The sequence below is a fragment of the Chitinophaga sp. CF118 genome (assembly GCF_900112615.1).
Classification (GTDB): Bacteria; Bacteroidota; Bacteroidia; order Chitinophagales; family Chitinophagaceae; genus Chitinophaga.
Map to the genome: position 1 here is coordinate 93214 of NZ_FOMK01000001.1, position 18878 is coordinate 112091.

Annotated in this window: 19 protein-coding genes; 5 read left to right on the forward strand and 14 right to left on the reverse strand. The window is 40.3% G+C overall.

What is annotated here, in order from left to right; genetic code table 11:
* Positions 1-186: 186 nt before the first annotated feature.
* Complete coding sequence (locus BM176_RS00200) at positions 187-2310, forward strand: type IA DNA topoisomerase (protein ID WP_090098355.1); 2124 nt, start codon at positions 187-189, stop codon at positions 2308-2310.
* Between the two features lie 88 nt (positions 2311-2398).
* Here BM176_RS00200 and BM176_RS00205 read toward each other — a convergent pair whose 3' ends face one another.
* The 3 genes from BM176_RS00205 to BM176_RS00215 all read right to left on the reverse strand — a co-directional run bounded on the left by BM176_RS00205 (position 2399) and on the right by BM176_RS00215 (position 3598).
* Positions 2399-2809, reverse strand: coding sequence for an N-acetylmuramoyl-L-alanine amidase (locus BM176_RS00205; protein WP_090098357.1), 411 nt, complete (start codon positions 2807-2809; stop codon positions 2399-2401).
* Positions 2810-2811: 2 nt separating this feature from the next.
* Positions 2812-3057, reverse strand: a complete 246-nt coding sequence (locus tag BM176_RS00210; protein WP_090098360.1) for a hypothetical protein — start codon at positions 3055-3057, stop codon at positions 2812-2814.
* A gap of 229 nt (positions 3058-3286) precedes the next feature.
* A complete protein-coding gene (locus BM176_RS00215; protein WP_090098362.1) occupies positions 3287-3598 on the reverse strand; it encodes a hypothetical protein in 312 nt (103 codons plus the stop codon).
* A 317-nt stretch (positions 3599-3915) separates the two neighbouring features.
* Between BM176_RS00215 and BM176_RS00220 the strand changes: the two genes are divergently transcribed.
* Positions 3916-6465 (forward strand): TonB-dependent receptor, encoded by a 2550-nt coding sequence (locus BM176_RS00220; RefSeq protein WP_090098364.1) that lies wholly within the window; start codon positions 3916-3918, stop codon positions 6463-6465.
* Here the strand turns inward: BM176_RS00220 and BM176_RS00225 are convergent.
* From BM176_RS00225 to BM176_RS00275, 11 genes are all read right to left on the reverse strand, one after another.
* Positions 6448-7047 carry a nucleotidyltransferase family protein gene (locus BM176_RS00225; protein ID WP_090101500.1) on the reverse strand — a complete coding sequence of 200 codons (600 nt, stop codon included), beginning with the start codon at positions 7045-7047 and terminating at the stop codon, positions 6448-6450. The genes BM176_RS00220 and BM176_RS00225 overlap by 18 nt on opposite strands.
* Positions 7028-8173, reverse strand: coding sequence for an XdhC family protein (locus tag BM176_RS00230; protein WP_090101501.1), 1146 nt, complete (start codon positions 8171-8173; stop codon positions 7028-7030). The genes BM176_RS00225 and BM176_RS00230 overlap by 20 nt, the downstream gene beginning before the upstream one ends.
* Before the next feature lie 2 nt (positions 8174-8175).
* Positions 8176-8775, reverse strand: coding sequence for a hypothetical protein (locus tag BM176_RS00235; RefSeq protein ID WP_090098367.1), 600 nt, complete (start codon positions 8773-8775; stop codon positions 8176-8178).
* 5 nt (positions 8776-8780) lie between these two features.
* Positions 8781-10940 carry a xanthine dehydrogenase family protein molybdopterin-binding subunit gene (locus BM176_RS00240; RefSeq protein WP_090098369.1) on the reverse strand — a complete coding sequence of 720 codons (2160 nt, stop codon included), beginning with the start codon at positions 10938-10940 and terminating at the stop codon, positions 8781-8783.
* Between the two features lie 5 nt (positions 10941-10945).
* Positions 10946-11416, reverse strand: coding sequence for a (2Fe-2S)-binding protein (locus BM176_RS00245; protein WP_090098371.1), 471 nt, complete (start codon positions 11414-11416; stop codon positions 10946-10948).
* 365 nt (positions 11417-11781) lie between these two features.
* The gene (locus BM176_RS00250) at positions 11782-12666 is read right to left on the reverse strand and encodes a DUF5777 family beta-barrel protein (protein ID WP_090098373.1); all 885 of its coding nucleotides are present in this window, start codon (positions 12664-12666) and stop codon (positions 11782-11784) included.
* An 8-nt stretch (positions 12667-12674) separates the two neighbouring features.
* A complete protein-coding gene (locus tag BM176_RS00255) occupies positions 12675-13214 on the reverse strand; it encodes a YceI family protein (protein ID WP_177230253.1) in 540 nt (179 codons plus the stop codon).
* A 10-nt stretch (positions 13215-13224) separates the two neighbouring features.
* Entirely contained in the window at positions 13225-13626 is a 402-nt protein-coding gene (locus BM176_RS32065) for a c-type cytochrome domain-containing protein (RefSeq protein ID WP_143097661.1), read from the reverse strand.
* Between the two features lie 5 nt (positions 13627-13631).
* Positions 13632-14054 carry an OB-fold protein gene (locus BM176_RS00265; protein ID WP_090098379.1) on the reverse strand — a complete coding sequence of 141 codons (423 nt, stop codon included), beginning with the start codon at positions 14052-14054 and terminating at the stop codon, positions 13632-13634.
* Between the two features lie 19 nt (positions 14055-14073).
* Positions 14074-15522, reverse strand: coding sequence for a porin family protein (locus tag BM176_RS00270; RefSeq protein WP_090098381.1), 1449 nt, complete (start codon positions 15520-15522; stop codon positions 14074-14076).
* Complete coding sequence (locus BM176_RS00275; RefSeq protein WP_090098383.1) at positions 15510-16085, reverse strand: RNA polymerase sigma factor; 576 nt, start codon at positions 16083-16085, stop codon at positions 15510-15512. Before BM176_RS00275 ends, BM176_RS00270 begins: the two co-directional genes overlap by 13 nt.
* A gap of 768 nt (positions 16086-16853) precedes the next feature.
* Here BM176_RS00275 and BM176_RS00280 point away from each other — a divergent pair.
* The 3 genes from BM176_RS00280 to BM176_RS00290 all read left to right on the forward strand — a co-directional run bounded on the left by BM176_RS00280 (position 16854) and on the right by BM176_RS00290 (position 18872).
* Positions 16854-17654: an Rpn family recombination-promoting nuclease/putative transposase gene (locus BM176_RS00280; protein ID WP_090098385.1), complete on the forward strand. Its 801-nt coding sequence runs from the start codon at positions 16854-16856 to the stop codon at positions 17652-17654.
* 139 nt (positions 17655-17793) lie between these two features.
* Complete coding sequence (locus BM176_RS00285) at positions 17794-18672, forward strand: Rpn family recombination-promoting nuclease/putative transposase (RefSeq protein WP_090098387.1); 879 nt, start codon at positions 17794-17796, stop codon at positions 18670-18672.
* A 17-nt stretch (positions 18673-18689) separates the two neighbouring features.
* On the forward strand, positions 18690-18872 hold the full coding sequence (locus BM176_RS00290) for a hypothetical protein (protein WP_090098389.1): 183 nt from the start codon (positions 18690-18692) through the stop codon (positions 18870-18872).
* The last annotated feature ends 6 nt before the right edge of the window (positions 18873-18878 follow it).

An 18878-nucleotide genomic window follows, 5' to 3' on the forward strand; every position in this document is an offset into this window, starting at 1 on the left:
ATATAATGAAACATTTGTAGCTACATAGTTTAAACAGAATGGGCATTGTGTAATAAATATAAATATTTCTTGATTTGCTTTTCACGGGAAACACGGAATATGCATATTCATGTAGATAAACTATGCGGACAATAGACTGATATTCCCGTGAATTATACGATATTTGCACCCCTATTCAAAACTATTATGAAGGTTTGTATTGCAGAAAAACCAAGTGTGGCAAGAGATATTGCAGAAGTACTCGGTGCGAAGCAACGCAAGGAGGGCTATTATGAAGGTAACGGATACCAGGTGACCTGGACATTCGGGCATTTCTGTACCCTTAAAGAACCGCATGATTATTTTGAGTATTGGAAGTACTGGCGGCTGGAAGATCTGCCCATGATCCCCACCAGCTTTGGTATCAAGCTAATTGATAATGCAGGCGTTCAGAAACAATTCAAAATAATAGAGCAACTGGTTCAGCAGAGTGACGAAGTGATTAACTGCGGAGATGCCGGGCAGGAAGGAGAATTGATACAGCGATGGGTACTGTTAAAGGCTCAATGTACCGCTCCTATCAAAAGATTATGGATCTCCTCTCTTACAGAACAAGCTATCCGTGAAGGCTTCCAGAAATTAAAAGAAAGCGAACAATATAATAACCTCTATGCTGCAGGTAGTGCGCGTGCTATTGGCGACTGGCTACTGGGCATGAATGCTACCCGCCTTTTTACGAAGAAATTTGCCACCGGGAAAGTAGTATTATCTATAGGCAGGGTGCAGACACCTACACTGGCCATGATCGTACAACGGCAAAAGGAAATCAATGCCTTCGTTTCTGAGGAATACTGGGAGTTGAAAACCATCTACCGGGAAACAGAATTCACCGCTACCATCGACAGACTAAAAAGCCTGGATAAAGCCAATAAAGGATTGGCCTATCTAAAGGAACATCCTTTTGAAATCACCGCCTTCGAAAAGAAAGAAGGTAAAGAAGGTAATCCCCGGTTATTCGATCTGACAGCTTTGCAGGTGGAAGCTAATAAGAAATATGGCTTTTCGGCAGATGATACACTCAAATATGTACAGAACCTGTACGAGAAAAAGCTGGTCACCTACCCAAGGGTAGATACTACCTATCTCTCCGAAGACTTACATCCCAAAATTGCCGGGATCATGCAGGATATGACACCTTACAGTGCATTGACAGCTTCCATCCTGGCAAAGCCTATTCCAAAACTGAAATCCGTATTTGACGATAAAAAAGTAACGGATCACCATGCAATTATTCCAACAGGTATGTACCCCGGAGGAATAGGGCTGGAAGAAAAACGTATTTACGATCTGATAGCCCGTCGTTTTATTGCGGCCTTCTACCCCGAGTGTAAGATATCCAATACCACCGTACTGGGAAAAGTAGGACAGGTAGAATTTAAAGTGACTGGTAAACAGATCCTGGAACCGGGATGGAAAGAAGTATACGCGAACGATACGCCTGAGAAAAAAGAAGGAGAAGAAGAAGAAAAGGTACTTCCGCTCTTTGTGGTTGGTGAAAGCGGCCCTCATAAGCCCCGTGTACATCAGGGAAAAACAACACCTCCCAAAGCCTTTACAGAGGCTACCTTGCTAAGAGCAATGGAAACTGCCGGCAAGCAGGTGGATGATGAAGAAATGCGCGAGATCCTGAAAGATAATGGCATTGGCAGACCTTCTACCCGTGCCAATATCATTGAAACACTGTTCCGCAGAAAGTACATCGAGAAGAAGAAAAAGAATATCTATGCCACTCAAACCGGCATGGATCTGATCGATACCATACAATCAGAATTACTTAAAAGCCCGGAGCTAACAGGTATATGGGAGCGTAAATTACGCCTGATAGAAAAGGGTGAATATGCGATGGAAACTTTTAAGCAGGAGTTAATACAAATGGTTGTAGACCTTACCATAGAAGTAAAAACCAATACCCATAAGATCATCACCATTGCTCCCGATCCTCCACCGGCAGAGGAAACTCCTAAAAAAGAAACCAAGCCTAAAGAACCGAAAAAGGCGGTTGTGATCGAAGAACTGAATTGCCCTAAATGCAAAGAGCACCTGCTTAAAAAAGGGAACACTGCCTATGGTTGCGCCAATTTTAAAGCATGTGGTTTTAAAATCCCATTTGAAATTCTTGGGAAGAAGTTATCAGACAAACAGATTATAGATCTGCTAAGTAAAGGCAAAACCGGGAAGATAAAAGGATTGCAGATGCCGGGAAGTGATCAGGAAAAAGAAGGCAAACTGGTAATGACCGGCGACTTTAATATAGAATTTAAAGAGGGCTGACCTGAAAAGATCAGCCCGGATTTTCATCGGGTTATGGTTTATTGGGAAACCCTTTAATTGCTCATTCAAGACTGAGGTATAGGGATATTTATAAATCGCTGAATTCTTTTCGTGCATCAAAACATGGACACGCTTTTTTAACAAATGGAAAGTCCCGGTGGCCCTGAATCTGCGCTTTAGGGTATTGCTGTTTTAACCTGGAAACCAATATTCGCATAGTTTCCTGTTGTGCAATAGTTCTGTTGTCTATCGGCTTGTTATTGGCATCTACGCCGCCTATATAGCTTACGTGAATGCTGCTTGCATTATATCCTGCTACGCCGTTACAGATCCTATCTTCTGCTGCCAGTTGTAATACAGTGCCGGACTTATCTATCAGGTAATGATAACCGGGACTTTTCCATTTGAGGTATACTATCCAGTACTGCTGGATTGCTTCAGGAGGGGTATCCTGAGGGGTTGCTGTACAATGGATGACAATAAAATCAATTTTACGCATTGTTATTTGTTAGGGTTACTCCTCTCCAATACATCTTCCAGCCGCTCAATCACTTTGGTATTATTATCTATAACACCTAACATTTTTTCACGGTCGTCATCAAGGTATTTGGTAAGGCGATCTTCCAGTTTTATCTGGCGTTTCCATAATATCCAGGCAATACTAATCAATACAACAACTGAAAATGCCTGATCTCCAAGGCGCTGCCAGATCGTTTGGGCAGCATCAATCTGAGTTAATAAATTCATTATAGGGATAAGGTATTAACAATTATGTTTCAGGGTCAACTGCTCTATCAGCAAGCGATTACAATACAAAGAAACAAAGTATCTGCTACCTGAAAAAATTGGAAACCAATGTTTATACTTTACTTGTACAATCATTAAACAAACATTGTCTAATCATTAAAAATGTGCTTATAATAGTAAAAAAGAGGCCGTCAAATACTTTGAACGGCCTCTTCTCTCTATAAAATAACTACCATACTAACCACGGATACAACGACTGTAATTGTTTTACATCCGGCTGCTCCTGTTTCATGATCTGTTCCAGTCTATCACTATTACACTTCATACGGTAGATAATATTGCTGTTTCTGACCCAGAATTCATTTGATAACTCCTGTATAGCCATATCATACCGCTTGCTCTGCAGTTTAATGTAGTAATAATACCTATAGAGCAAACACTCATCCCTTAAGGCTATTAGATCTGAAGAACGCCCTTTCTTAGTGGTCTTGGCCACGGGCTTATTTACGTAGTTGTTAAAAAGTGCCTTTTGTCCTCTCATAGTAGGGAACATTTAAAATTTCAAAGGTGAGAATTCAGTGCAACAAGGGTTGCTGTCTAGATAAAACCGGATAAATTGAGGTTACGGGGGGGTGCTCCGTCAATAAATTGTTAGAATAGAGTACGTTTGAGTGAGGATACAGTATAAATTTTCATAAATTTGTCTTTTAGGTATCATAAGACCAAATTTAATACCACACTTACTATACTTTCTGCGTAGTAGTTACATTTCAAAGAAGGTTATTTGCAATGTTTATTTCTCCCAAAAAAGAAAACATATAACTAACTGACAACCAATAAAAATACTTTAACAAAGAGATGAAGAAAATCCTTACTGTCGCAACTTGTTTTACTTCTACCCTCCTTTACGGGCAAAACAGTCTGCCAGACACTCTTCAGGTAAAGATCCTTGATGAAGTAATCGTTTCAGCTTCAAGACAGCAGGAAAAGCTCTTGCATTCTCCGGTTAGTATAGAAAAAGCAGACACAAAATATTTTAATGGAAATGCGGCGCCTACCTTTTTTGATGCACTGCAAAATTTAAAGGGAGTACAAATGATTACCCCCAGCCTGGGCTTCCGGGTAATCAATACAAGAGGATTCTCCAATACTACCAATGTACGTTTTGCGCAATTAATTGATGGAATGGATGTGCAATCGCCACATATCGGTGCGGCAGTTGGGAATGCCCTTGGGCCTACAGACCTGGACATTAAAAGTGTAGAGATTGTTCCCGGCTCAGCATCTGCATTATATGGTATGAATACCATCAACGGACTGGCAAATTTCACTACCAAAAACCCTTTTACAAGCGAAGGGCTTAGCTTTCAGCAGAAAACGGGGGTTAACCATGTGGGTGATGCCCTGACAGGTGCAAAAATATTTTCAGAAACAAGCCTGCGCTTTGCTCATGTTATATCACCCAGGTTTGCTTTTAAGTTAAATGGTAGTTTCATTAAAGGCTATGACTGGATTGCAGATGATCACACAGATCTGAATGCTGCCGCAAATGTGAGTGTGGGCCTCACCGGTACACAAAATCCGGGCATTGATCCCGTTAATGGTTATGGCAATGAATCTTCCAACAGGCGATCATTACTGCTGCAAGGAAAAAGTTATGTGGTGGCAAGAACAGGATATTTTGAGAAACAGATAGCTGATTATTCTTTACAGAATATCAAAGCTGATGCAGGACTTTATTACAAATTCAATGATCAGGTAACGCTGGTATATACCTACCACGTAGCCAATTTTAATAACGTGTATCAGCGGGCCAACCGCTTCCGGCTGCAGAATTATTTATTGCAACAGCATGGCCTGGAATTTTCATCCCCATCCATAAAAGCCAAAGCATATATCAATTCAGAGAATACCGGGCAGTCGTATAACCTGCGCTCCCTGGCAGAGAATATGGACAAGTCTTATAAAACAGACGACAAATGGTTTTCGGATTATACTCAGCAATTTAATACAGGTGTTACCGGTGGACTATCTCCTGCTGATGCCCACCAGTCCGCACGAACATATGCAGATGCTGGAAGACCAACACCTGGTTCTCCTGCATTTAACAATACTTTCTCAAAGCTGCAAAGCATCAATAACTGGGATAGTGGCGCCGCCCTTAATGTAAAGGCCAGCCTGGTGCATGCAGAGATACAGGCAGATCTTACACAGCAATATTTATCTTCACTAAAAGATAAAGCCGGCCTCGAAATGTTAGTCGGTCTTGATACCAGGTCTTACATTATACAACCTGATGGCAACTATTTTATTAATCCTGTGCAGGGAAAAAATGGTAAGAATATTATTTACGGCAGATGGGGAGGCTTTTTATCTGTCAGCAAAAGACTGATTCATAATAAACTAAAAGTTGGTGCGGTAATGAGGATAGATAAAAATGATTACTTTTCAACAAAAACTAATACACGTATAAGTGCCGTATACTCTCCAACATATGCACATAATATCAGAATCTCATACCAGGATGGCTACCGTTATCCCAGCATATTTGAAGCCTATTCAAATGTAAACAGCGGCGGAGTAAAAAGAGTTGGCGGCCTCCCTGTAATGTCTAATGGTATTTTTGAATATGCCTGGCTGAAATCATCTATCGATGCTTTCCAGTCGGCTGTCAATAAAGATATTAATACACTCGGCATTACTAAAAATGAAGCGATAGAAAAGAATAAAGGATTATTACAACGGAATAGTTACTCCTATCTAAAACCTGAACATGTACGTTCATTTGAAGCCGGTTATAAAGGCTTGTTTCTGAACAATCGTTTATTTGCTGATGTAGATTTTTACTATAACAAATACACCGCATTTATTGCACAGGTAGAAATGAGTGTGCCAAATACACAGCGTGCAGATTCCGTTCCGTATTCCTTATATGATAAGAAAACCCAGTCACGATACAGGATGTGGACGAACTCTGCAACTACTGTTTATAACTATGGTGCAGGACTACGCTTAAAATATGATCTGCGTAAAGGATACATAGCAGATGGTAATGTATCTTATGCAAAACTGGAAAAGAAGAGTGAAGATGATGGACTGGAGGATGGATTCAACACTCCTCAATGGATGGCTAACATTTCCCTGAGTAATGAAAACATCTTTAAGAACTTTGGAGCAGGGATTACTTACAGATGGCAGGATAATTATTACTGGCAATCATTCCTGGTGAATGGGAATGTGCCGGCTAATTCATCTATAGATGCACAACTGAGTTATACAATGCCTAAACTTGCTGTGAGAATCAAAGTTGGCGCATCTAACGTGTTGAATCACTATTACACTTCTTTCCTTGGAGGACCACAGGTAGGAGGATTCTATTATACAACAATATCATACGGATTGAATTAACCGCTCATAATCCTCTCTGGTATCTATATCAATAGCCCCTGAGGGAAAGTCAACAACAGCAACATCTTCAGGAAACTTCTGAAGCAGTACTTTTGCCCCTTGCTGTCCATTCAATGTACACAATGCATTAAAGTAATGTTTATCAAAAAGAGACGGGGTACCAATGGTATTGTTATAAGCGCAGGCTATCATTCCTTTCCCGGTAGCTTCTTTCTGTGCTGCCATCTGTAATAACAGGGATGCAGATACGTGCGGCTGATCGCATACGAGTATGGTCACATCCTCCAAAGCAGGAAATAATTTCATCATCTCTGTTATTCCCTTGCTGATAGAGGTACCCATACCTTCCTCCCATTCTTCATTCCGTACAAAAGTCAGATCCGCTATTTCGGGTTCAATCAACTCCGCATTGGCGCCAGTAACCACAACAAGAGCATTACCTAATGCCCTTGTTGCTTCTTCTGCAATTCTGCGGATGAATGTTTTATGTTGATAAAATAGTAATTGTTTAGGGCTTCCGAAACGGGAAGCATTTCCTGCGGCGAGGATCAGTATACCATGTTTATCTGGAGGTCTTTTCATAAGCTGGTTCACTGGCATGAATAGGACCATTTTTATCTCGCAATGACGTTGCCTGTTTTCCCGTCAGCACACTTTTAATTTCTGCTATAATAGATAGCGCAATTTCTTCTGAAGTTTCAGCACCCAGATCCAGTCCTACAGGGCCAAAAATCTTTGAACACTGCTTTTCGGACAATACCACTCCCTGTTCTCTGAGTTCTTCCAGCATCCGTTCTAATTTCCGCCGGGGGCCTAATGATCCTATATAATAAGTTGGGACATCCTGCAATAGCAATGCTTTCAGCGTTGCCAGATCATAGTTGTAATTGTGAGTCATCAGCACAAAAACAGTTCGCTCATCTATTTCCAATAATGGAACAGCCTCTCCCGGTTTTGCTACTATGATCCTGTCTGCTTTAGGAAATCTTTGCTGATTAGCCAGAGCAGGTCTGCCATCCACAATAGTAGTATGCCAGCCCAGGATCTTTGCCATTTCTGCCACCGGTATTGCGTCATTCCCTGCACCAACAATTACGAGCGAAACAGGTGGTTGTAACAATTCAATAAAACCATCTACCTGCTCATATTGAGTAACCAGAGAAGTCTTATTGTAGAGTACATCTTCTGCATGTTGTACTATTTCTGCTTCCAATGTTTTATCCGCAACATTGCTGAATACAGCATCCGGTGTATACAATAAACAGGTACCCGGCTGAGAAGCCACTGCTGCCTGCTTCAATGTAAAAAGAGTAGCCAGCACAGCATCCTGCCGTTGTGCCATGGCCTTTTCCAGTAACGCTATCGCATGTACCGGGTTTGTGGGATCAATGGGTTCAAACAGAATATGTATGATTCCATTACAACCCAGCTGAATACCAAATTTTGCATCTTCCTCATCCGTAGTGTCGTAGGTCACCAGTTTATTCTGTTGCTGGGAAATGGCAAATAATGCTTTCCTCAGGGCATCGCCTTCCAGGCAGCCACCACTGATGGCCCCTGTCAGTTCACCCGTTTCAGTGACCAGCATCCTTGCTCCCGGCCGTCTGTAAGCGGAACCTTCCACATGCACAACGGTTGCCAGTGCAGTTCTTTTTTCTGCCTGTTGTGCCGCTTTAAATGACTGTATAATATCTGCTACTTCTTTCATGATCATTTATCCGGGAGATAAGCTCCTTTATCGATCCACAATTTGAACTGTTTTGCAAATTCTGTGTGTGTAAGCGGTGGCAATGTACGACCATCACCGGGATTCCATCCTCCTAACACCAGCTTATCGGAGGTAACATGCGCGATCAGTTGTTCTCTTGATTTTCCTCCATTCTCTTTTGGATTCAGCAACTGAGCGGCCAGTTGCCTTGGGCTTTTACCCTGAAACACCATCTTCATATCTGCCGGAGGAAGATGCCAGTTAGGATTACCCGGTGGCATATGCATTCCTGGTGTATTCTGAGGCTGATGACAATTTGAACATTTCAAAGCATATAGCCCCTTCCCGTCATGTCCTCGTTTCACACCTTGCGTATGTAAGTGACTATCATCGCCCTGCAAAGGCACATCGCCTGATGGATGGCAATTCATACAGCGTGGATGCATCAATACCCTGTAAGCCTGTAGAAATGCCTTTTTAGAGCCAACGCTATCTTTTGCAATGCCTTCTTCTTTATTGTTTGTACCTGTTTTAAAAGATAATGTCATGAAAGAAACGGACAATATCATGAACAACAGGTATATTATACTGGTCTTTTTCATAGTGATCACGCTTTAAGGTTAATGTTGCCGAAGGGTTGCTGACGAAGCCGTTTACCTGTTGCGGCAAAAACTGCATTTGCAATAGCTGGTGCAGTGGGCGGTACGCCACATTCTCCGGCTCCTCCCATTTTGTCGGTGCTGTCTACAATATGCACTTCAATGACAGGCGTTTCACTCATTCTGGCTACCCTGTAATCGTGAAAATTGCTTTGTTTAACATGTCCTTTTTCCAGCGTGATCTCACCATACAATGCTACTGCCACTCCAAAATTAATACCACTTTCCATCTGCGCACGTACACCATCAGGATTTACTGCCAGTCCGCAATCAATAGCGCAAACTACCTTATGTACTTTCACAAGACCATTCGCATCAATTGATACTTCTGCTACCTGCGCAACATAACTTCCAAAAGACTCATGCACGGCTACTCCGTTGAAATGTCCTTCAGGTAATGATTGTCCCCAATTCGCTTTTTCAGCAACCAGGTTTAGCGCAGCCAGATGACGTGGATGTTTTTTAAGCAATGTACGGCGATATTCAACAGGATCTTTGCCGGCAGTATGTGCCAGTTCATCCACCAATGTTTCCATTACAGAGGCTGTGTGGGTATGTCCCACCGAACGGAACCACAATACAGGCATGCCGGTTGTTGTGGTATGCAATCCTACATAATGATCCGGTACATCCTCCATATAGGGAGAGTCAGACACTCCTTCAACAGAAGTAGGATCTATTCCGTTTTTTATCATTGCTGCAAAAGGCCCCGCACCTCCCATGATGGATTGTCCTACAATTGTATGATCCCATGCGATAGGCATTCCTGCTGCATCGAGTCCTATTTTAGCGCGATGTACAAAACTGGGACGGTAATAACCACCTCTGATATCATCCTCACGCGTCCATACCATTTTAATGAACTTACCGCTGTTTTTTGCGATCTCTACGGCTTCCACTACAAAATCAGAAGTTGGGGTCGCTCGTCTTCCAAAGCCCCCACCGAGAAATACGGTATGCATATTCACCTGTTCAGTTTTGAATCCCAATACTTTTGCAGCTGCTTCCTGATCAGTCATCTGCATTTGTGAACCAGTCCAAATCTCACATTGTCCATTCTCAATTTTCACCGTACAGTTGATGGGTTCCATAGGTGCATGGGCCAGATATGGGAAAGAATATTCTGCTTCTACTGTTTTCACGGCTTTTGACATGGCACTATTCACATCCCCTTTCTGTGCAGCAGGTAATCCTCTTGTACCGGCCAGCTGCCTGAATTCAGCTAACTGTGCAACGCTGTCAAAAGACGCAATTGCACTGTTAATCCATTCAATTTTCAGTGCATCTCTTCCTTTTTTAGCCGCCCAGAAATGATCTGCGATAACGGCTACTCCAGTTGAAACCTGCACCACATCACGTACACCGGGTATTGCTTTCGCCTTTGTAGCATCAAACGATTTCACTTTACTCCCATATACCGGAGGATGTGCCATCACAGCTGTAAGCATTCCGGGGAACTGCATATCCATACCAAATTTGGCGGTACCGTTCACTTTGGCAGGAGCATCCAGTCGTTTTGCTCCTTTGCCAATATATTTCCAGTCTTTAGGACCTCGCAAAGGCACATCTTTTGGCGGAGGTAATGTTGAGGCAGCTGCGCTCAGTTCTCCATAACTGGCACGTTTAGTTCCTGCTATTACCCAACCATTTTCTGTCCGGCATTCTGATTCACTTACGCCAAACTTTTTAGCTGCAGCAGAAACGAGCAACACACGGGCAGTTGCACCAGCTTTCCGGTAGCGGTCAAATTCAGACCATGTGGTACTTGATCCACCAGTGATCTGTATTCCAAATGCTGTATGCCTATAAGGATCTCCCGCGGGGCTATGTTCTACCTGGATTTTGCTCCAGTCTGCATCAAGTTCTTCTGCTATTAACATGGTTAGGGTAGTCCATATTCCCTGTCCCATTTCTGAATGTGCCAGCACCACATGAACACTATCATCAATTCCTACACGCAAATAAGCGTTGGGAACAAAATCAGTATCTGCAGAAACTGCTGCTCCTTTCAGGCGGCTTACACCAGGCACAACAAAGGAGATCATCAGTCCTCCGCTTAATATAGCGCCTTTTTTGAGGAAGTTCCGGCGGCTTGTATTGGTTGTCATATTTTTTATTTTACGCCTGCTTCATGTTGTAATTTTGCTGCCAGATGAATGGCCTTACGGATCCGTGGGTAAGTTCCACAACGGCAGATATTGCCTGTCATAGCATCATCTATATCAGCATCGGTCGGATCAGGATTTTCCCGGAGTAACACTGCGGCAGACATGATTTGTCCGGACTGGCAGTATCCGCACTGTGGTACGTCTTCGGCTATCCAGGCCCGCTGTAAAGGATGGCTGAGATCCGGAGAAAGTCCTTCTATCGTAACAATTTCCTGGCCTTCAGCTCTGGAAACCAAAGTTACACATGACCGTACTGCCTCTCCATTAAGATGTACAGTACAGGCACCACACTGCGCCACGCCACAGCCAAACTTTGTTCCCGTCAGTCCCAGGATATCACGTAATACCCAAAGTAGCGGCATATCAGGACTAGCATCAACAGTATAGTCCTTATGGTTGACCTTTAGTTTAATCATAATATTTGCTTTCAATAAGTAATAGTAAAGGAGATACGGGATTTCAAACTAGCTTCCTACTAGTCTTAACATATATTTGATAAAAGTAGTTCAACTGGGAGAGAATTAATTATACAATTCAAACAGAAAATTATAAAAATCAAATAATTGGGGAATTATAGGGTTATAGATTGGTGATGATCATAAATACACTGTGCCTCATTACCAATTGCGTGCAATCAACAAATCTATTGGACAATCTCATTTTAACAGCATGAGCCATTCTGTATGGATTAAAAAAACTAACCGGATACTTTCTGTATCCGGTTAGTAACATGTTGGCATAAATTATAAACACCGGGCAAACAATGATTAATCACTAATAGCTATTTCTTAAAGTTGAATGATCTTGAAACATTAAATCCAAAAAAGATATCGCCTTTCCCCCAGGTTCCGTCTGTTTTGGCAAGATAGTAAGGTGCCACCATACCATTCGAATTGGTGAATATCAACTGAAATACGTGACCACCTGTTTCAATATCTATACCCAGGGAAAGGGAGTTTTTCATACTTGTACTAACTACCTGATCTGGTAAAAGGTAATTGTATTCAGCTGTTAAACTCATTCTTTTGGTGAACTTCATCCGGCCTCCAACGCTTACTGCAAAAGCATCATTCTTATCCTCTGGAGTAGGAACAAGGTTGAAATGCATCCAGGTAGGCACTACCTCTAAAGACAGATTACGCGTGAATTTACGGGCAATAAGTATCTGGGTAGTATAACTGGTACGATACTTTCCGTTCAGATATGGCTTATCAGTATAACGTTGTGTATAGTTGCTAACCAGTCCGTAAAGGCTTACTGAAACAGGGCTTAATCCTGTAGTCTGTTGTAACAGTTTATATTTAAGCGAACCATCAAAAGCCTTATCAACGGAACTGCGGCCAACTCCTACAGACAACCTGTCGGTAATACCATAATCCAATCCGAAGCGGATTGAAGCATTATCCAATCCAAAAAGTTCATACGAACCCGCGTTCAGTTTACCGAACCGGTGCATAATCAGGAACTGCAGACTTTTTCTACCGGGAGATTCTACAGTCGGCAAATTGACAATCTGTGTGGCTTTAAATGTGCCTGTCACTACCTCATGCTTTTGCTGCAGGCTGAGAGAATCGTCCAATGATTGCAGGAGGTTGTTATCCTGGGCTGCTACAACACCACATTGAAGTACTAAAAAGAATAAAATATAAATGATTGTTTTTTGCATAGAAGAAACTATTTAGCTGGTAAAAATTCTGCACTTACCTGTACAGGTATTTCTGACGCGATTTTATCTTTAACCAGTGACGGTATTTTTATGTTATAATCTGATGGTTTAATCTTAAATGCAGATTTACCAATAAGTTTGCCCTGTTGTAATTCCAGTTCAGCAGGTATACTAACTGGTTGCGTTACGCCGTGTAGTGTAAGTTTACCATCAATCTGTACTTTATAAGTACCAGGTGTAGTTCCAATATTACCGGTAATAGTACCTGCAAACTGCGCCTTCGGATATTTATCGCTTTCCACGTAATTCTCATTGAAATGATCCTGCATCAACTGCTTTTCAAAAAGAAAGTTTTTTTGTAACAGCGTAAAAGCGATCGTTTTCTTTGATGCATCTATAGCCGCGAATACCTGACTGTTTACAGCCTTGATATCTTCCATCGGCGTTTTAGAATTGAAACTGATCTTACCGTTGCGGGTAATCCAGGATTGTGCTTGTACGGGTATGTACAGCAGGCTGGCAATTATTATAGAATATATTATTTTCATATTGTTCCTGTTAGTTATTTTGTGTACCGCGATTAATCCAGTCCCTGATGATGTTAATGTTACAATCGGACAATTTAGATCCTCCCAGTGGCATTGCAGCAAAACCGGAAGCATGTGTAATAGTACCAAGCAGGTTACCATTATCTGCCTGTGTTTTCAGTTTGGCATAGCTATCCAGGGAAATACCACCGGCAGCAGAGCCATTACCATGACAACCATAACAATAATTTGAAATGATGGGCTGCACATTTGCCGCATATTTCATGTTCACTGTATCACAGGTAGTGCCACCAGTGCCGGTAGTATCTGTACCTTTCGCTAAGTCTGTTTCATTACTTTTAGAACAGGATACCATCATCATCAGATTGCAGACAATGATTATTGCACCCATTGGTAAGAGTACTTTTCTCATATTTTTTACTTTTTATGGTTAACGATAGTAGCATCGATTAGACTTACATCCATTATAAATCCTGTGCAACGGCCTTTGATATGTACCAGTTCTCCCACATTCGGAGCAGGTGTATTTACTCCGCTAACAAGCGTACAATTAATCCCTCCCTGGCTATTCTCTCCGGATAATAAAATGGAAAGATCTGCACCACTTTGTTGTACGTCAGTTACAGTACCTGTTACCTCAAGTATTTTGTTGCCATATTGTATATTAGCTGCCTGCTCATCTTTCACAAAAGCTTCAAACAATTCTTTTGCAGACACCTGTTTATCCGTTTGAATGTCTGCCGCAGTTTTTCTGGGCATGTTGTACAGGTGGTATCCTATTGCCATGAGTGTAAGGCACAGGATTCCCCCTGCGAAAATGATTATCCTTTTTCGCATCATGTTTTTTTTTGATTTAGAACTAAAAACGGATAGGCCGAGTGATACCTACGTTAAGGCCCACACTTGTTAGTGGCAGATTACCAATTCCAACTCCACCGGCTGGTATCTTCAGATATGGTTCTACACGAAGTGTACCTATTGCACCTAAACGATGCTCATAGCCTACACCCACATGTATAATAGAAAACCAGTTCCGGGTAGAATTCTTATAAGCCCAGTTTTTTGTATCGATATTATTATCTAATTCGTATTTGTAGTCATAACTCTCCTTACCCATTATGTAAGAAGAAACCCCTCCATTCACATACCAGTTGCTCTTTTCCTTTATCTTAAATACATAGCGCACATTCAAAGGAATCTCAATCATACGGCACCAGCCATCTACATTAATGATTTTCATACCCGGATATGTAGGGATCTTTTTTGTACTGAAATAACTTCCTTTGGAATAATAATACTTGCGTTCAAACAACACACCTGTTTCTACTGCTACACGCCGGGAGATTCTGTAACCAACTATCACTCCTGCATTGTATCCTACCTTGCTTACACGCTGTCCTTTCACTGTACTGAAATCCGGACTGGCAACGATTCCCGCATAAAGGCCTTTCTGCACCGGAACTTTTAATTTTACAGAAGGAGCTGACACCGTACTATCCGGATGTAGTGCAAGTTTTGTAATAACTCTTCCAGTTTGAAGGTGTGCTGATATAGACTCCTCATTTTCACTGGCAGTTGGTAATAAGTGCAGGCTTAAACCTGAGTTATCAGTCAAACCAGTTAAAGAAATCCCGGTACTATTATTTGTATTTGCCGGAACAAGGTTGTTAGAACCATTATTCTTAAAAGGCGTATTCCCTTGCTTCTTTAGCGGAACAACGATCTTAGCTGTAGCATTATTCCCTGCGGAATTTTCCTGAACAGGAATGTTACTCACAGATGTACTGTTATTCATCCCGGCTTTTACCGGAACATTGATTTTACCAACAGTTGTGACATTATTCCTGGCAGTGTTTACCTGAGCAGGAATGTTACTAACAGTTGTGGTACTTCCGGCTTTTTCCGGAACAGGAATATTACTTACAGATGTACTGTTATCACTCTCTGTGTTATCCGGAACGCTCTTGTTATTTTTCAAAGTCATCTTATCACTTTCCGTTGTATTCAGTGGAGCAGTAGTAGTAACTCCGGTATTAGAGATCGACGTGCCACTACCTTCCCTGGGTGGTAAATTACCCATTTTCAATACTGACACACAGGTAATAAACAGCAGGAATGTAAGTAACGGTCTCCATAGCCATTTCAACCACTTGCTGTCCCTCAACCTTTTATTAGAAGAGGTTTGCTGGCTGTTTGACTGAGGCAACCGGCGCATCACGGCATCCCAATCTGACCCGTCAGTCTTTAAGGGATACTGCGAAGCTGCGTTACGAAATAATTCGTCCATATCGTCATCTAGGAGCTGCATATGTCAAATTCCTGTGTATCATTGTTTAATTTCTTCTTTAAATGGGCTCTTGCTTTCGCCAGGTTAGATTTGGAGGCACCTATACTAATCCGCAACTTATCCGCAATTTCCTGGTGTGAAAAACCATCTATTACATACATATTAAATGCTACCTGGTAAGAGGGGGGTAACTCCTTTACCAATATGATCAACTCCTTGTAATACAACTTTTGTTCCGCAGATTCACCCATATCCGCTTCTTCCCAGACATAATCCGGAATCCCTCCTATTTCAGGGATCATATTCTTCCTGCGTAACTCATCGATAGCCGTATTCACCATGATTTTTCTAATCCAACCCATCAGCATCCTTTCCAGATCTTCCGAGTCTTCATAACTAAACCGCTCAAAATGACTGAATAACTTCACAAATCCATCATTCACAATATCCGCAGATTTTTCATATCTGTAAATATACCTGAATACTATCTTAAATGCATAGCCATAATACCGCTCATACAGAAGCTTTTGGCATCTGGGTTGGTTTTCCTGGCACCCAATTATTATAGCAGTCAGTTGTTCCAAATCAATTAATAATGGTCAAAAGTTGTCATGTTACAATGATAATACGGGGATTTGATAGATTGGTTGCCTGGAAGAAGATATTTTTTTTGAAAAAAACCTTCTCAGGGTCTAAAAACGAACTAACAATTTAATAATCAACATATTAATAAAAATGCAATTTCAAAATAAATAAGGTGTGTGTCCTGAGGCTATCAGGATGGATAATCGGCGTTAACTCCATAAAGCTTTGTCTATTAACAGAAAGGAATGTAAATTTTTATAATAAACAACAATTAGTAATATGATTTCTTATTGAAAAGGTATGGTAGTTATAGACAGATAATAATAGGTGTGTTATTAAATTCGGGGAATGTTCGGGATGTCTTCCAGGAGAATTGGGAGAGTCTGGCAACCTACTCTGAACTTTCCTGGAAGTCACTCCAATCACTCCCAAATAGAAATGAAAACATTAATGCTCTTTCCATAACCCTCCGGAATAATTATTTAATATTTACCTGGACAGAAGACCTGAATTAAATGCGTAAAAAGTAAATTCCCGGTGCAATCTTTTCTGCATTAAACTGATTATAGGTTAATCAATATTTACTTTTCTAAAAAAACTCAATTATTTTTTGAACTGAATTTAGTATTTCCTTATATTCGTTACTCGAAAATATTAGAGCAGCTTGGTAACTAAACATCTCGGCTGCTCTTTTTTGTTACCCGATCATTATTTTTCTCCCCTGTTAAAAATTGAGGTACTTATTTATTAATCATTTATTCAATTAAATGAAAGTAGAAGTTATTGACCAAAAGCAAGGTAATAGGTATGATAAGATCATTAAAGAGAATATGGATGCGGCATTACCTGGTATTATGAAAGATGTACTGAATTTAGAAGTTTCCAACAGCGAAGCAATTCCTGATAGTATTCAGTACACAAAAGAAAGAAGACCGGATGTGTTAAAAAAAATCACAGACCGGAATAACAATGAGTATGTGCTTCATATAGAATGGCAGTCTCAAAATGATAAAAATATGGCGTATCGTATGGCAGAATATGCGGTGATGTTATATCGTAAATATCGCATACCGGTGGAACAATACGTTATTTTTATAGGTAAGGGAGGCGTTAAAATGAGCAGTGAGCTTAAACACAAAAACTTACAGTTCAGGTATGAAATTATTGACTTTAAAAAGTTTGATTATAAACTTTTTCTGCATTCAGAAAAACCTGCAATAAAAGTATTTGCAATTTTAGCTAACTTCGAAGAAGATGGTGAAGATAAAGCTGTAGAAAACATTTGCAATGAAATAAGAACTGCTGATGACAAGGGTTCTACAGGAAATAAGTATTTTAATCAGTTGCGTGTCTTAATGAATATACGAAATACAAACATTAAACTTAAATTTAAAAAAATGCTGTCAGTTAAAACATTTTACACGAAAGAAACAGATGTACTTTATTTGATTGGGAAAGAAGATACACAAAAAGAAATTGCTACAAATTTGAAAACCCTGGGAATTGATATTGCATTAATATCTCAGGCAGCAGGTCTGTCTATTGAAGAAATAGAACGACTTAACTAACCAGATTTAAAGCGTAATTATCAAAAGAACTATTTCCGCTTTGACAAGTTAAGATTTTAAAAAAAATAGTTACCCAATCATTATTATTCTCCCCTGCTAAAACTTGAGGTACTTATTTATTAATCATTTATTCAATTAAATGAAAGAAGAAGTTATTGACCAAAAGCAAGGTAATGGGTATGATAAAATCATTAAGGAGAATATGGATGCGGCATTACCTGCTATCATGGAAAATGTATTGAGTCTGGATATTTCTGAAAGCATAGAAATTCCTGATGATATTCAATACACGAAAGAAAGAAAACCGGATGTGTTAAAAAAAATCACAGACCGGAATAATAATGAGTATGTGCTGCATATAGAATGGCAGTCTCAGAATGATAAAAACATGGTGTATCGCATGGCAGAATATGCGGTGATGTTATATCGTAAATATCGCTTGCCTGTAAAGCAATATGTCATTTTCGTTGGTAACAATGGTGTTAAAATGATCACTGAGATTAAACACGAAAATCTAAAATTCAGGTATAAAATAATTGACTTTAAAAAGTTTGATTATAAACTTTTTTTGAACGCTGAAGATCCTGCAATAAAAGTATTTGCTATTTTAGGTAACTTTGAAAAGGATGGTGATGAGAAGGCGGTAGAGAATATTTATAATGAAGTAAGAAGGGCTGATACTGAGGGTTTAACAGGAAAAAAGCATTATAATCAGCTGCGTGTTTTAGTGCAATTACGTAATGAAAAAATTAACTTAAAATTCAACAATATGATATCGACAAGTTCATTTTACAAGGTGGAAAAAGATGCACATTATTTGATAGGTAAAGAACAGGGATTAGAGGAAGGTAAAGGGATCGGAATAGAACAGGGAATAGAAAAAGGTAAAGAAGAAGAAAAAAGAGAAACAGCTATAAGAATGAAAAATCTTGGATTTGAAGCAGAATCAATTGCTAAGTCATTAAACATTTCTGTTAGAAACGTAAAGAAACTTCAAAGCGAAATAAAAGATCAATAAATAGAAACCCTTTAAAGATGAATCAAACGTATTGCATAGAAGATTATTTATCCTTTGATGATGGATACCTTAATGCCCAAATAAAAATGGTAAAAAAAATGAAAGAACTCCCTCTTATCAATTACTTACAGTTATTTGGAACTTATTCAAATGTTGGGTTAAATGGGGGGCCACTTAACCCAACACTGAAATCTGGTTAAACTGAA